This window comes from Scandinavium sp. M-37 (genome assembly GCF_043558715.1).
In the GTDB taxonomy this organism is placed as follows: Bacteria; Pseudomonadota; Gammaproteobacteria; order Enterobacterales; family Enterobacteriaceae; genus Scandinavium; species Scandinavium vulneris_A.
The window spans coordinates 1-14,541 of record NZ_JBIGIN010000038.1 but is presented as its reverse complement, the minus strand read 5'-3'; the positions used below and the strand labels follow the sequence as shown (position 1 = coordinate 14,541).

Annotated in this window: 14 protein-coding genes, 1 pseudogene and 1 riboswitch; of the genes and pseudogenes, 9 read left to right on the top strand and 6 right to left on the bottom strand. The window is 54.9% G+C overall.

What is annotated here, in order from left to right; all coding sequences use genetic code 11:
- Positions 1-16: 16 nt before the first annotated feature.
- Positions 17-1,450 carry a bifunctional D-glycero-beta-D-manno-heptose-7-phosphate kinase/D-glycero-beta-D-manno-heptose 1-phosphate adenylyltransferase HldE gene (gene hldE / locus ACG0Z5_RS20445; protein ID WP_394450672.1) on the top strand — a complete coding sequence of 478 codons (1,434 nt, stop codon included), beginning with the start codon at positions 17-19 and terminating at the stop codon, positions 1,448-1,450.
- A 57-nt stretch (positions 1,451-1,507) separates the two neighbouring features.
- On the opposite strand, the gene ubiK is transcribed toward hldE, so the two are convergent.
- Positions 1,508-1,792 carry a ubiquinone biosynthesis accessory factor UbiK gene (gene ubiK, locus ACG0Z5_RS20440; RefSeq protein WP_394450670.1) on the bottom strand — a complete coding sequence of 95 codons (285 nt, stop codon included), beginning with the start codon at positions 1,790-1,792 and terminating at the stop codon, positions 1,508-1,510.
- 122 nt (positions 1,793-1,914) lie between these two features.
- Positions 1,915-2,064: riboswitch (FMN riboswitch) on the top strand.
- Between the two features lie 102 nt (positions 2,065-2,166).
- On the opposite strand from ubiK, the gene ribB reads away from it, so the two are divergent.
- Complete coding sequence (gene ribB / locus ACG0Z5_RS20435) at positions 2,167-2,820, top strand: 3,4-dihydroxy-2-butanone-4-phosphate synthase (RefSeq protein ID WP_394450668.1); 654 nt, start codon at positions 2,167-2,169, stop codon at positions 2,818-2,820.
- A 68-nt stretch (positions 2,821-2,888) separates the two neighbouring features.
- Here ribB and zupT read toward each other — a convergent pair whose 3' ends face one another.
- Complete coding sequence (gene zupT, locus ACG0Z5_RS20430; RefSeq protein WP_394450666.1) at positions 2,889-3,662, bottom strand: zinc transporter ZupT; 774 nt, start codon at positions 3,660-3,662, stop codon at positions 2,889-2,891.
- Positions 3,663-3,858: 196 nt separating this feature from the next.
- Here zupT and ygiD point away from each other — a divergent pair, with 196 nt between their 5' ends.
- Positions 3,859-4,647 carry a 4,5-DOPA dioxygenase extradiol gene (ygiD, locus tag ACG0Z5_RS20425; RefSeq protein WP_394450664.1) on the top strand — a complete coding sequence of 263 codons (789 nt, stop codon included), beginning with the start codon at positions 3,859-3,861 and terminating at the stop codon, positions 4,645-4,647.
- 57 nt (positions 4,648-4,704) lie between these two features.
- Here the strand turns inward: ygiD and ACG0Z5_RS20420 are convergent, their stop codons facing one another.
- The 3 genes from ACG0Z5_RS20420 to tolC form a co-directional block, all read right to left on the bottom strand.
- Complete coding sequence (locus ACG0Z5_RS20420; RefSeq protein ID WP_394450661.1) at positions 4,705-5,865, bottom strand: glutathionylspermidine synthase family protein; 1,161 nt, start codon at positions 5,863-5,865, stop codon at positions 4,705-4,707.
- A 5-nt stretch (positions 5,866-5,870) separates the two neighbouring features.
- A complete protein-coding gene (locus ACG0Z5_RS20415; RefSeq protein ID WP_319628665.1) occupies positions 5,871-6,533 on the bottom strand; it encodes a DUF1190 family protein in 663 nt (220 codons plus the stop codon).
- A 172-nt stretch (positions 6,534-6,705) separates the two neighbouring features.
- The gene (gene tolC, locus ACG0Z5_RS20410) at positions 6,706-8,187 is read right to left on the bottom strand and encodes an outer membrane channel protein TolC (protein WP_394450658.1); all 1,482 of its coding nucleotides are present in this window, start codon (positions 8,185-8,187) and stop codon (positions 6,706-6,708) included.
- Positions 8,188-8,392: 205 nt separating this feature from the next.
- Here tolC and nudF point away from each other — a divergent pair, with 205 nt between their 5' ends.
- The 5 genes from nudF to parE are packed head-to-tail and all read left to right on the top strand — an operon-like array spanning position 8,393 to position 12,791.
- Positions 8,393-9,025 (top strand): ADP-ribose diphosphatase, encoded by a 633-nt coding sequence (gene nudF / locus ACG0Z5_RS20405; RefSeq protein WP_394450656.1) that lies wholly within the window; start codon positions 8,393-8,395, stop codon positions 9,023-9,025.
- A complete protein-coding gene (locus tag ACG0Z5_RS20400) occupies positions 9,022-9,444 on the top strand; it encodes a DUF1249 family protein (protein WP_319628662.1) in 423 nt (140 codons plus the stop codon). The genes nudF and ACG0Z5_RS20400 overlap by 4 nt, the downstream gene beginning before the upstream one ends.
- 24 nt (positions 9,445-9,468) lie before the next feature.
- Positions 9,469-10,296 carry a 3',5'-cyclic-AMP phosphodiesterase gene (gene cpdA, locus ACG0Z5_RS20395; protein WP_394450652.1) on the top strand — a complete coding sequence of 276 codons (828 nt, stop codon included), beginning with the start codon at positions 9,469-9,471 and terminating at the stop codon, positions 10,294-10,296.
- Positions 10,296-10,871 (top strand): esterase YqiA, encoded by a 576-nt coding sequence (gene yqiA, locus ACG0Z5_RS20390; RefSeq protein WP_394450650.1) that lies wholly within the window; start codon positions 10,296-10,298, stop codon positions 10,869-10,871. Before cpdA ends, yqiA begins: the two co-directional genes overlap by 1 nt.
- Positions 10,872-10,898: 27 nt before the next feature.
- Complete coding sequence (gene parE, locus ACG0Z5_RS20385) at positions 10,899-12,791, top strand: DNA topoisomerase IV subunit B (RefSeq protein WP_394450648.1); 1,893 nt, start codon at positions 10,899-10,901, stop codon at positions 12,789-12,791.
- Between the two features lie 122 nt (positions 12,792-12,913).
- Here parE and ACG0Z5_RS20380 read toward each other — a convergent pair whose 3' ends face one another.
- A complete protein-coding gene (locus ACG0Z5_RS20380; protein ID WP_394450646.1) occupies positions 12,914-13,558 on the bottom strand; it encodes a QnrB family quinolone resistance pentapeptide repeat protein in 645 nt (214 codons plus the stop codon).
- 511 nt (positions 13,559-14,069) lie between these two features.
- On the opposite strand from ACG0Z5_RS20380, the pseudogene ACG0Z5_RS20375 reads away from it, so the two are divergent.
- A pseudogene (locus ACG0Z5_RS20375) lies at positions 14,070-14,447 on the top strand (Hcp family type VI secretion system effector); the annotation flags it as partial.
- Positions 14,448-14,541: the final 94 nt, after the last annotated feature.

Below are 14,541 nucleotides of genomic sequence, written 5' to 3'. Positions count from 1 at the left end.
CTTTCAGGAGTCTGGAATGAAAGTAACGCTGCCAGAGTTTGAACGTGCAGGTGTGATGGTTGTCGGTGATGTGATGCTGGACCGCTACTGGTACGGCCCAACGAGCCGCATCTCCCCGGAAGCCCCGGTCCCGGTGGTGAAAGTGGATACCATTGAAGAACGTCCTGGCGGCGCGGCTAACGTGGCAATGAACATTGCTTCTCTCGGCGCGCATTCGCGTCTGGTGGGCCTGACCGGCATCGACGATGCGGCGCGCGCGCTGAGCAAAGCGCTGGCCGATGTGAACGTCAAATGTGATTTCGTTTCCGTGCCGACGCATCCGACCATCACCAAGCTGCGCGTGCTGTCACGCAATCAGCAGCTGATCCGTCTGGACTTCGAAGAAGGCTTTGCCGGGGTTGATCCGCAGCCGATGCACGAGCGTATTCAGCAGGCGCTGGGCCACATTGGGGCGCTGGTGCTCTCTGATTACGCCAAGGGCGCGCTGGAAAGCGTGCAGGAGATGATTCAGCTGGCGCGTAAAGCGGGTGTTCCGGTGCTGATTGACCCGAAAGGCACCGAGTTTGAACGCTATCGCGGCGCGACGCTGCTGACGCCAAACCTGTCTGAATTTGAAGCCGTCGCCGGGAAGTGCAAAAGCGAAGCGGAAATCGTTGAGCGCGGCATGAAGGTGATTGCCGATTACGACCTGTCCGCGCTGCTGGTGACCCGTTCAGAACAGGGGATGACCCTGTTGCAACCGGGCAAAGCGCCGCTGCATATGCCAACCCAGGCGCAGGAAGTGTACGACGTGACCGGCGCCGGTGACACGGTGATTGGCGTGCTGGCGGCGACGCTCGCAGCGGGCAATTCACTTGAAGAAGCGTGCTTCTTTGCCAATGCCGCGGCGGGTGTCGTGGTCGGTAAACTCGGGACGTCGACCGTGTCGCCTATCGAGCTGGAAAACGCGGTACGCGGACGGGCAGATACCGGTTTCGGCGTGATGAGCGAAGCCGAGCTGAAGCAGGCGGTACTCGCGGCGCGTAAGCGGGGTGAGAAGGTGGTGATGACTAACGGGGTGTTCGACATTCTGCACGCGGGTCACGTCTCTTATCTGTCCAACGCGCGCAAGCTCGGCGATCGCCTGATTGTCGCGGTGAACAGCGATGCTTCGACAAAGCGCCTGAAAGGAGAAACCCGTCCGGTGAACCCGCTCGACCAGCGCATGATTGTGCTTGGTGCGCTGGAATCCGTCGACTGGGTGGTCTCGTTTGAAGAGGATACGCCGCAGCGTCTGATCGCCGGAATTCTGCCGGATCTGCTGGTAAAAGGTGGCGATTATAAGCCGGATCAAATTGCGGGTAGCGAGGAAGTCTGGGCCAACGGTGGGGAAGTGATGGTGCTGAACTTTGAAGATGGCTGTTCAACCACCAACATCATCAAGCGTATTCAGAAAGACAGCAGCAAGTAACGTAGCGACTGCCTGTTGTAAGCCCGGTACGCGCCAGCGCCACCGGGCAATTCTGTATTACTCGTCTACCGGCGGAATGGCAGGAGCAGGCGTGGCGGCAGTAGAGCGGCTTTCCAGGTCGCTGATTCGCTGTTCCAGCAGTGCCAGCTTTTCCCGGGTGCGCAGCAGCACCTGAGTCTGCACGTCGAACTCTTCGCGGCTGACCAGATCCAGACGCGTCAGCTGAGATTGCAGCACCTGGCGGATTTTCTTCTCAACGTCATCACCAAAATCACGCAGGCCTTTCGGCATTGACTCGTGAACCTGGCGGGCGATCTGTTCAATTTTCTTCGGATCAATCATTACGGTTTCCCTGATCTGGTCGGTTTTACAGCTTATTGTAGTGCCTTATGCCGGGCCTATAAACCAGAAATGTTTGAAGCTTATGCATTGCCGCCAATAATCATTAGCGTTATAGTTATCTCGCTTATTCTCAGGGCGGGGCGAAATTCCCCACCGGCGGTAAATCAACTCAGGTTGAAAGCCCGCGAGCGCTTCAGACGCCAGTCTGAAGGTCAGCAGATCCGGTGTAATTCCGGGGCCGACGGTTAGAGTCCGGATGGGAGAGAGTAACGATCCACGGGCACGGCCCGCTCACGTTATTTTTTTGCCGCTTTGTCGGTACTCCTAAGACTGCCCTGATTCTGGTAACCATAATTTTAATGAGGTCTTTTACCATGAATCAGACGCTACTTTCCTCTTTTGGTACTGCATTCGAACGCGTTGAACACGCGTTATCCGCGCTGCGCGAAGGTCGCGGAGTGATGGTGCTCGACGATGAAAACCGCGAAAACGAAGGCGATATGATCTTTGCCGCCGAAACCATGACCGTTGAGCAGATGGCACTGACCATTCGCCACGGCAGCGGCATCGTGTGCCTGTGCATCAACGAAGAACGCCGTAAGCAGCTCGACCTGCCGATGATGGTGGAAAACAACACCAGCGCCTTCGGCACCGGTTTTACCGTGACTATCGAAGCCGCACACGGCGTGACCACCGGCGTATCTGCCGCTGACCGCGTGACCACCGTCCGCGCCGCCATTGCCGATGGCGCGAAGCCGTCTGACCTGCATCGTCCGGGCCACGTGTTCCCACTGCGTGCGCAGGCGGGTGGCGTGCTGACGCGCGGCGGTCATACCGAAGCGACTATCGATCTGGTGACCCTGGCAGGCTTCAAACCTGCGGGCGTCCTGTGTGAGCTGACCAATGACGACGGCACCATGGCGCGTGCGCCGGAGTGCATCAAGTTTGCTCAGGAACACAACATGCCAGTCGTGACCATCGAAGACCTGGTGGAATACCGCCAAAAGCATGAGCGTAAGGCCAGCTAAGCTTGTCTGACGTGAAATGAACAACGCCGGGAGATTCCCGGCGTTTTGTTATCTGGCAGAGCGTAACCTCAAGCGAATCCCATCGACTGGAGCAGCACCAGGCTGAGCCCCATCACCGACATCCCGCACAGTACGCCGTAGCTTGGGTTGTTATGCGGATCGATCTCTTTTGCCAGCGGCATCAGTTCATCCACCGACAGCGCCACCATAATCCCGGCAACCGCCGCCATAATAGCCGCCATCACCACCGGGGACACCAGCGAGCCGAGAATTAGCCACGCCAGTACGCCACCAAGAATTTCGGCCATTCCGGAAATCCCGGCCCAGAAAATGGCTTTGCGTTTTGAGCCCGTCGCGGCATAGACCGGCCCGGCGACCGCCAGTCCTTCAGGAATATTGTGCAACGCCACCGCCAGCGCAATGCCAAACCCTAACTCCAGATTACTGCTGGCTGTCACGTAGGTGGCCACGCCTTCCGGGAAGTTGTGCAGGCTGATGCCGAGCGTCAGTAACATGGCGGTCCGGCGCAGGTTACGCGGCATCACCGCTTTATCACCCTGCATTAAATCTTGCGGGTGGGCGTGCGGTAACAGGCGATCGAGACCGAAATAGCCCAGCAGGCCGACCACAAACATGCCGTAGCCGAGAACCGGAGACATGCCTTCAGTGCCGAGGGCGGCAGGCAGCATCTCCATTAAGGAAATCAGCAGCATAATGCCCGCGGCAAAGCCCAGCGAGAACGCGAGCACGCGGTTGGAGGGCTTTTGGCCAATAACGCCGAGGACAGCCCCAATGAAGGTGGCCCCACCAGCGAGCAAGGTCAGGATCAAAGGTACTGACATGAAAACTCCTTCATGATAATGATTATCATTTATAGTAAAGATCTCTTTCCCCGAAAGCGAGAGGGGAAATCGCGCTTTTACGTGTCCTTACATTCAAATTTCCTGATGATCTTCATCACCGTTATCTGAGTTCTTCGGGTTCAGAAAGCGCGTAATGTAGAGCCATCAAATCGACTGTTCCTGTAAGGATATCACCATGTCTTCTTCCCGTATGCCAGCGCTGTTTTTAGGTCACGGTAGTCCGATGAACGTGCTGGAGGATAACGTGTACACCCGCGCCTGGCAGCAACTCGGGACCACGCTGCCGCGCCCGAAAGCGATCGTCGCGATTTCCGCGCACTGGTTTACTCGCGGGACGGGTGTGACGGCGATGGAAGCACCGAAAACGATCCACGACTTCGGTGGTTTTCCGCAGGCGTTGTACGACACGCATTATCCGGCGCCGGGTTCGCCTGAGCTGGCACAGCGTCTGGTTGAGCTGCTGGCCCCGGTGCCGGTTACGCTCGATAAAGAAGCCTGGGGTTTCGACCACGGCTCATGGGGCGTATTAATCAAGATGTACCCAGAGGCCGATATCCCGATGGTACAGCTCAGTATCGACAGCACCAAACCACCCGCCTGGCATATGGAAATGGGGCGCAAGCTGGCTTCGCTGCGTGATGAAGGCATCATGCTGGTGGCGAGCGGGAATGTGGTTCACAACCTGCGTACCGCGCGCTGGCATGGTGAAAATACGCCGTATCCGTGGGCGACATCATTCAACGAATTTGTGATAGAGAATCTTCGCTGGCAAGGGCCGACAGAGGATCACCCGCTGGTGAACTATCTTGATCACGAAGGCGGGGCGCTGTCTAACCCGACGGCGGATCACTATCTGCCGTTGTTGTATGTGTTAGGCGCATGGGATGGCAAAGAGCCGATTACGCTGCCGACCGATGGCATCGAAATGGGCAGTTTGAGCATGTTATCGGTACAGATAGGTTAAAACCTGGTGACGCTGACGCGTAGGCCCGGCGGAAAGGTGCCGCCGCCGGGCAAAAAATTACTCGACAAAGATATGCGGATAGAAACGTGACAGATCCTGGGTGATCAACGCCCGGTCTTCACGGATACCGATCCCGGCGGGTTGATCGTTGATCAACCAGCTGCCGATCAGCGTATAGCTGTCGCCAAACTTCGGCAGTTCATAGAACTGCTGGACGATCATCCCTTCTTCACCGTAAGGCCCTTCCACCGCTTCCAGCACTTTACCATTTTCAACGATCGACACATTGGCGCCTTCACGAGAGAAAATCGGCTTGATGACGTACTTATCCATTGGCGGATAGTTATCTTCGGCGAAATAAGCAGGCAGCAGATTCGGGTGATCCGGGAACATTTCCCACAGCATCGGCAGCAAGGCTTTGTTAGAGATAATGCTTTTCCACGCCGGTTCCAGCCAGCGCACGCCAGCATCTTCCAGCTTGGTGGAGAAAATCTCGCGCAGCATGTATTCCCACGGATACAGCTTGAACAGGTTGCCGATAACCTGATCCTGCAGATCGGTAAACTGTCCTTTTTCGCCAAGCCCGATATCTTCGATATACAAGAACTCGCTCGCCACACCCGCTTCATTGGCGCAGTCTTGCAGATACTGTACCGTGCCACGGTCTTCGGTTGTGTCGCGACAGCAGGCGAAATGCAGCAGGCCAAAACCGTGCTGTTCGCGCAGTTCAGCGAAGCGTTCAATCAGCTTTTCTTGCAGGCTGTTGAACTGATCGCTGCCTGCGGGCAGGTTGCCCGCGTTCTGCTGATCTTCGAGCCAGATCCACTGGAAAAACGCCGCTTCGTACAGTGAGGTTGGCGTATCGGCATTATTTTCCAGCAGCTTAGGGTCGCCTTTACCGTCCCACGCCAGATCGAGGCGCGAATAGAGCGAAGGCTGCTGAGTTTGCCATGACTGGCGCACGAAGCTCCAGGTGTGTTTTGGAATGCGGAATTTGGTCAACAGCTCATCGCTGGCGACCACGCGTTCAACCACCTTCAGGCACATCTGGTGCAGCTCAGCCGTCACCTCTTCCAGCTTTTCGACCTGGCCGAGGGTCAGTTTGTAATAGGCATCTTCACACCAGTACGGTTCGCCATACAGGGTGTGAAAATTGAAGCCATATTCAGTGGCTTTTTCGCGCCAGTCCGGGCGCTCAACGATACTGACTCTTTCCATGATAATCAGCCGCCCATAGAACGGGTTGACGTGCCAGCGGCACTGCGCTGCATGGTGGATTGTTTCGCGACCGATTCACCAAAGCCGCCGCGAGTCACGGTGCTGGTGGTGGCCGGTTTCGGTGCCATCGCGGTTTTCGGTACGGTGGTTGTACGGCCCGATTGGGCGGCGCCGTAACCTTTGCCGCTGGCGTCGGTGTATTGACCATACGCCGGGCTAGCTGGGTTTTTCGAGCTGAACAGCGGCTGCTGCTGGAAGCCCCCGCTCATCATACGGCCCATCATGTAGCCTGCCATCAACGGCATCCAGAAGCTGCCGCTGCTTTGCGCCTGCGCCTGGTTTTCCGGGGCCATGCCTGCCTGAGCAGGTGCCTGCTGGCACTGGCCTTCACCGAATTCGGCCACGCAGTCTTCACGGCTGGCGTATTTCGGCGCGGTGCGCTCGGCTTCTTTCAGAGCGTTGTTGTAGGAGGCGGTACATTCGGCGCTTTTGCCTGGGTTCGCGCTCGAACAGTCGTCGGCGTTTTGATACATCGACACCGTTTCGTCAGATTTTTCACAGCCGGAAAGCATAAATACGGCGGTGATCGCCAGCGCGACAGGCGTCAGATGGCGTGCGCCCCAGTTCTTGCGGAACGAAGCGTGATTAATTGTTTTTGTCCGTTTCATTATCTTTCATCCTGGACCCAGTGGTAGCGCTCAGGATAGTGGATGAGTGGTTGAAATTGAAGCGATGAGAGGCTTGTGAAGGGGATCTTTACGTTGCCTTACGTTAATTTGGCGGGGAAGAACGGGAAAGTGATTTAACCCCGGCGGAACGGTGCCGCCGGGGTTGCCCGAATCAGTTTTTGAACGGGTTGGAGCCGGTGCTGTTGGAGGTGGTACGCTGGCTGGCAGGCTGAGCCGCTGGAGCGGTGCTTGCGCTGTTACCGTTGTAGCCATCTGCGTTCGCATCCTGCTGGGCGTTCTCAGGGGCAACGGCTTCCGGAGAAGTGGAAACCCCTTTGCCGAGAGTGCCGTTCAGCGCCAGCAGATCGTTCTCGTTAAGCGTACCCAACGCTGATTTCACATTAAGCTGGTTAATCAGGTAGTTATAACGGGCGTTGGAGAGCTGCTGTTTGGCGTTATACAGCGTAGTGGTCGCATCCAACACATCAACGATGGTACGGGTACCGACCTGGTAGCCAGCTTCCATTGCGTCTAAAGAGCTCTGTGCAGAAACAACGGCCTGTTTGTAGGCGTTGATGCTGCTGATGGACGCATTGATGTTGTTAAAGGAAGAACGCACGGTCTGAACCACGTTGCGGTGCGCGCTTTCCAGCTGCTCGCTGGCGCCGACGAAGTTGTACTGCGCCTGTTTCACCTGCGAGGTCACTGAGCCACCGCTGTACAGCGGCAGATTGAAGTTCAGGCCAATCTGATTCTGACCGATATTACGATCGGTATACTGGCTACTGGTAGCGTTGCTGCCGTCATACTTCGTGTCAGACACGCCGGTAGACGCGGTCAGGCCCACGGTTGGCATGTGACCGGTTTGTGCATAACGGATTTGTTCACGCGCCAGGTCCTGGCTCAGACGTGCCTGTAACAGCGCCAGGTTGCGGCTTTCTGCTTCTTTCAGCAGCGCATTAACCGGCTGCGGCTTGTCCATTTTCAGACTGCTAACGTTCAGTGAAGCCAGTTCCGGATAGTAGTTACCGGTGACCTGACGCAGCTGTTCAACCGCGTTGTCGAGGTTGTTGCGGGCGGTCACTTCGTTCGCCAGCACGGTGTCGTACTGTGAACGGGCGTTTTGCACGTCAGTAATCGCCACCAGGCCCACATTGAAGCGCTGGGTGGTCTGATCTAACTGACGGTAAACCGCTTGTTTATTCGCTTCGGTGAAGGAGAGCGAGTCAATCGCGCTCAGAACATTAAAGTACGCCGTCGCGGTGTTCAGGATAAGCGTTTGCTGGTCAGTCTGATAAGTGACGTCCTGGATACCGGCGGTTTTTTCTTGCAGCGTCAGCGCGCGCCATTTTGACATATCAAAAATGGTCTGCGTTAAGGTTAACGCGGCGCTGGTCTCGTTAGAGTTGATACCGTTGTTATCACGGAAGCCGTTGTTGTAGGTATAATCTGCACCTAAACCGAGCTGTGGCAGTAATGGGCTGCGTGCTTCGTTAATTTTTTCGAATGCAGCATCACGATCGGCCGCGGACTTACGCAGGTCCGGGTTGCTCAAACGTGCCTGCTGATAAACCTGCAACAGGTTTTCCGCATGGCTTACTACGCTGAAGCCCGTCAGGCTCAAGCCGATAAGGATGGGGAGCAATTTCTTCATTTGCATTCCTTGTTGTGAAGCATTTAGCGCTGATCTAATTCAGAAAGATTCGTCGATTGTACCAGAGTCCGGACGCGTAAAAAGTTGGCGTATCGTGCCATCTGGCGTTAATTTGCACCAATCTACCACAGCGTAAGTAAAACAGTAGTCTCAGAGACCTGAAATCACTGTTTTCATCACCACGTAACACATCAGGACATCGACGATGACCCAAAAAAATCAATCTATCGTAACTTACGGCAAAAACGATGTAGAAATTATTGCACGGGAAACGCTTTACAGCGGTTTTTTTTCGATAGATCTGTACCGATTTCGTCACCGTTTATTCAACGGGGAAATGAGTGGAGAAGTCCGTCGTGAAATTTTTGAGCGCGGGCATGCAGCAGTCTTGCTACCCTTTGACCCAGTGCGTGATGAAGTGGTGCTGGTCGAACAGATTCGAATCGCCGCTTATGACGCAAGCGAAAGCCCGTGGCTGATGGAAATGGTCGCCGGGATGATAAAAGAAGGGGAAAGCCCGGAAGATGTCGCCCGTCGTGAAGCGGTGGAAGAAGCCGGTCTTGACGTTAGGCGCGTCAAACATATGCTGAGCTACCTGGCAAGCCCGGGCGGTACCAGCGAGCGTTTAACCATTCTGGTGGGCGAAGTGGACGCCTCGACCGCGCAAGGTATTCACGGTCTGGCGGATGAAAACGAAGACATTCGGGTTCATGTGGTAAGCAGGGAACAGGCATACCAGTGGGTAGAAGAGGGAAAAATCGATAACGCAGCCTCTGTCATCGCCCTGCAATGGCTGCAATTGCATTATCAGGCATTACGAAACGAGTGGACAAAATGAAGCGCTATACACCTGACTTCCCTGAAATGATGCGTCTGTGCGAAACCAATTTCGCGCAGCTGCGCCGACTGCTGCCAAAAACGGACGCACCCGGCGAAACGGTGAGCTATCAGGTGGCCAATGCGCAATACCGGTTAACGATAAGCGAATCAACCCGCTACACTACTCTGGTGGAAATTGAGCAGACCGTTCCGGCGGTGAGCTACTGGAGCCTGCCGTCAATGTCGGTGCGCCTTTACCATGATGCGATGGTAGCCGAAGTGTGTTCGACTCAGCAGATTTTCCGCTTCAAAGCACGGTATGATTATCCGAATAAAAAGTTGCATCAACGCGACGAAAAGCATCAAATTAACCAGTTTTTGGCCGATTGGCTAAGGTACTGTTTAGCACATGGAGCGATGGCGATTCCGGTTTACTAGCGTCGTGAAACCTAAGGACACCATTTGGAAAGCCTGTTAAATCTCTCTCTGGCTGGTGGGGCCAGGGTTAGAATCTTACAAATTACTGATACTCACCTGTTTGCTGAAAAACATGAGACGTTGTTAGGGGTGAACACCTGGGACAGCTACCAGGCCGTTCTGGCGGCCATCCGCGCCTCGCAGCGTGAGTGCGACCTTGTGGTCGCCACAGGGGATTTAGCACAGGATCATTCGTCTGCGGCCTATCAGCACTTTGCTGAAGGCATCGCGGGATTCGCCGCGCCCTGCGTCTGGTTACCCGGTAACCATGATTTCCAACCCGCCATGTACAGTGCCCTGCAAGACGCCGGCATTTCTCCCGCAAAACGTGTTTATGCGGGCGATCACTGGCAAATTCTGATGCTCGACAGCCAGGTATTCGGTGTTCCGCACGGTGAACTGAGCGATTTTCAGCTCGACTGGCTGGAGCAGCGCCTGACCGAATCCCCTGAGCGCAACACGTTATTGCTGTTGCATCATCATCCACATCCGTCGGGATGCAGCTGGCTGGATCAGCACAGTCTGCGAAACGCCGGGGCGCTCGATCGCGTTTTAATGCGTTTTCCACGGGTAAAAAATTTGCTCTGTGGCCATATCCACCAGGAAATGGACATCGAGTGGAACGGTCGCCGAATGATGGCCACGCCGTCTACCTGTGTGCAGTTCAAACCCCACAGTGCGAACTTTACACTTGATACCATTGCCCCAGGCTGGCGTTGGCTGGAACTGCATGCCGATGGCACGTTGACCACCGAGGTTTGCCGCCTGGATGGCGCGCAGTTCCGCCCGGACACTGCTTCAGAAGGATACTGATGTCTACGCTTCTCTATCTCCACGGGTTTAACAGCTCGCCGCGCTCGGCAAAAGCGACGACCATGAAGTCATGGCTCGCCGAGCACCATCCGGATATCGACATGGTGGTGCCACAGCTGCCTGCATTTCCGGCTGAGGCGGCTGAACTGCTGGAGAAACTGGTCCTGCAACACGGCGGGGAACCGCTCGGGATTGTGGGCTCGTCGCTGGGCGGTTACTACGCCACCTGGCTGTCACAATGCTTCATGCTGCCCGCTGTGGTTGTGAACCCGGCGGTGCGTCCGTTTGAGCTGCTCACGGGCTATCTGGGTCACAATGAGAATCCCTACACCGGGGAGCAATATGTGCTAGAGTCACGCCATATTTACGATCTGAAAGTGATGCAAATTGACCCGCTCGAAGCGCCGGATCTGCTCTGGCTGCTGCAACAGACGGGCGACGAAGTGCTTGATTATCGCCAGGCTGTGGACTACTACGCCTCCTGTCGTCAAACGGTCGAGGAGGGCGGCAATCATGCATTTACCGGCTTTGAAGATCATTTCACACAGATTATCGATTTTCTGGGGCTGCGTTAATCAGCCCTCAACACGCGTGAAAAAACCATGACCCAATCTTACAACGCTGATGCCATTGAGGTACTCACCGGGCTTGAGCCGGTTCGCCGCCGCCCGGGGATGTACACCGACACCACTCGTCCTAACCATTTAGGTCAGGAAGTTATTGATAACAGTGTGGATGAGGCACTGGCGGGCCACGCCAAGCGCGTGGAAGTTATCTTACATGCCGATCAGTCGTTAGAAGTTATCGACGACGGTCGCGGCATGCCGGTCGATATCCACCCGGAAGAGGGGGTTCCCGCCGTGGAACTGATCCTCTGCCGTCTGCATGCGGGCGGTAAATTTTCCAATAAAAACTACCAGTTCTCCGGCGGCCTGCACGGCGTGGGGATTTCGGTGGTCAACGCCCTGTCAAAACGCGTGGAAGTGAACGTCCGTCGTGACGGTCAGATTTACACCATCGCCTTTGAGAACGGCGATAAAGTGGAAGACCTGCACGTCACTGGCACCGTCGGGAAACGCAACACCGGCACCAGCGTCCACTTCTGGCCGGATGAAAGCTTCTTCGACAGCCCACGTTTCTCTGTTTCCCGCCTGATGCATTTGCTGAAAGCGAAAGCGGTGCTGTGCCCTGGCGTGGAAATCGTCTTTAAAGACAAAGTGAACAACAGCGAGCAGACCTGGTGCTACGCCGACGGTCTGAACGACTATCTGTGCGAAGCGGTGAATGGCCTGCCGCTGCTGCCAGAAAAACCGTTCGTCGGCAGCTTTGCCAGCGACACCGAAGCGGTTGACTGGGCGCTGCTGTGGCTGCCGGAAGGCGGGGAACTGCTGACCGAAAGCTACGTCAACCTGATCCCGACCATGCAGGGCGGGACGCACGTCAACGGCCTGCGTCAGGGTCTGTTGGATGCGATGCGTGAGTTCTGCGAATACCGCAACATCCTGCCGCGCGGCGTGAAGCTGTCGGCGGAAGATATCTGGGATCGCTGCGCCTACGTGCTGTCGGTGAAAATGCAGGATCCGCAGTTCGCCGGACAGACCAAAGAGCGTCTCTCGTCGCGCCAGTGTGCGGCCTTCGTCTCCGGCGTGGTGAAAGATGCGTTTAGCCTGTGGCTGAACCAGAACGTTCAGGCGGCAGAAATGCTGGCTGAAATGGCGATTTCCAGCGCCCAGCGCCGTCTACGTGCCGCCAAAAAAGTGGTGCGTAAGAAACTGACCAGCGGCCCTGCGCTGCCGGGTAAACTGGCCGACTGCACCGCCCAGGATTTAAACCGCACCGAGCTGTTCCTCGTGGAAGGTGACTCGGCGGGCGGGTCTGCCAAACAGGCGCGCGACCGTGAATATCAGGCGATCATGCCGCTGAAAGGTAAGATCCTCAACACCTGGGAAGTGTCCTCCGATGAAGTGCTGGCCTCACAGGAAGTGCACGACATCTCCGTCGCGATCGGCATCGATCCTGACAGTGACGATCTGAGCCAGCTGCGCTACGGTAAGATCTGTATTCTCGCGGATGCGGACTCCGATGGGCTGCACATTGCCACGCTGCTGTGTGCGCTGTTCGTGAAACATTTCCGCCACGTGGTGAAAGCCGGACACGTGTACGTCGCGATGCCGCCGCTGTACCGCATCGATTTGGGTAAAGAAGTCTATTACGCCCTCGACGAGCAGGAAAAAGAAGGTGTGCTGGATCAGCTCAAGCGTAAGAAAGGCAAGCCGAACGTCCAGCGCTTTAAAGGTCTGGGTGAAATGAACCCATTGCAGCTGCGTGAAACCACGCTCGATCCGAACACCCGCCGTCTGGTGCAGCTGTTCATCGACGACGATGCAGATAAGCAGACCGACGCGATGATGGACATGCTGCTAGCCAAGAAACGTTCCGAAGACCGCCGTAACTGGCTGCAGGAAAAAGGCGACATGGCGGATCTCGACGTCTGAGCCCGCTGCGTACGATAAAAAACCGGCGAATGCGCCGGTTTTTTTTATGCCTGGAGAACGGGCGTTCTGTACAGGCCCGGTAAGCGTTAGCGCTACCGGTCACGCCCGCTACCCATAATTGGCTAGCCGATAATCGCTATCCCAAGCCTGTCCATTATCAATGACACTTGGTAGCTATCCAATTTGACGCCTTGCAAATCAACACTCCGCACATCTAAATCACCCAATTCTGAGTTGGTCAGATCGCAATGCGTAACGTTGGCAGCACGCCAATCGAACGAGGAAAACTCACCACCTGAAAGGTCTGAGCCGCTAAACGTCGCACCCAGGATCTGGGTTCCAATCCAACGGTTTTCCCACAGTTCACACTTCTCAAGTACCGCCTTCGAAAAATTGGCATAGCTAAGGTTGGTGTTAGTGATATAGGCACTGCAAAACCAGGTGCGCGTCGTAATCATATTCATAAAGCTGGTGCCGCGAAAATCTGAGCCTTGCGCACGACAGCTACGAATTTCGATACCCAGTGCACTGGCATTTCTGAAGTCCGCCATCGACAAATCACAATCTTTGAAAATCGCATCCTTCAGGATAGCGCGGCTGAAATTACACCCTTTTTGACTTTCGCGGTCATAAAACTGACAGCCGATAAACTCAGTACCGGTAAGGTCTGCGCCGGAGAAATCACAGTTATGAAACGTGCTGTTTTCTACTTTCAGCCCAGTGAAGCGGTTTCTTTCAATTTTTTCGGCAGTCAGCGCGAGTGTCATAGGGATGGACCTGTTTTTTTATACAGTGAATAAGGTCATGGTAAACGAATTTAACGTCATGGGCTACCCCGGCTAACCGGGGGCCTCTTTATTACCGCCATTGCCCGGCGGCACTGCGTTTGCACGGGCCTACGGGGCTGCGCTTAGGTTGACCCGGTAAGCGTGAGCGCCACCGGGCGTTTGGTTTTAGTGCGCGACTTTATAAACTAATTCACATGGGGATTAGCATATTATCCACGAACATCAACGCCACCCTACACAATAATTCCTACAACGATTTTTTGTTTCAGTCAGGAATTCATTATGCCGCTCTGTGCATTCAGGCTAAGAATATCAGTGTCACCATTCATAACAAATGGATATTGCTTAGGGTCGTGTATAATTATAAATATCACTACTTCGGATGATTATATGACTATCTACAGTCCAGCTTAAGTGAAATTTTATATTTACCAACCTTAGCCAGAGGCCTATGATCCGTTTTTCAATATAATGGTTAAGGGATTATAAAATGGCTATTCCAGGTAATCTGTGGCTTCACGACGATGGCGGTGCGCTTATCAAGGGGGGTTGCGACGTTAAGAACCGTGAATCCAGTATCGAATTCAAAGGCTTTCATCATAATCTTTCTACACCTACCGATAATTTCACAGGGAAACCCACGGGTAAGCGTGTTCACTCACCTATGATGATTGTGAAGGAGTTTGACTATTCCAGCCCGTATCTCTACAAAGCAGTTGCCACGGGTCAAGCTCTGGAAAAAGCTGAACTGAAGTTCTACAAGATTAATGATGCAGGTCAGGAAGTTGAATATTTCAACATCCTGTTAGAAAACGTTCGGATTGTCTCTGTCTCCCCCGCAATGGCTTCGCCAGAAGACACTAATAACAGGGGTAATCCCCCCATTTTTAACGGAGGTGATAAGTAGAATCAGTTCATGCGCTGAATATGCTGCATCGGCGTGAAGCCATTCAGTGCCATAT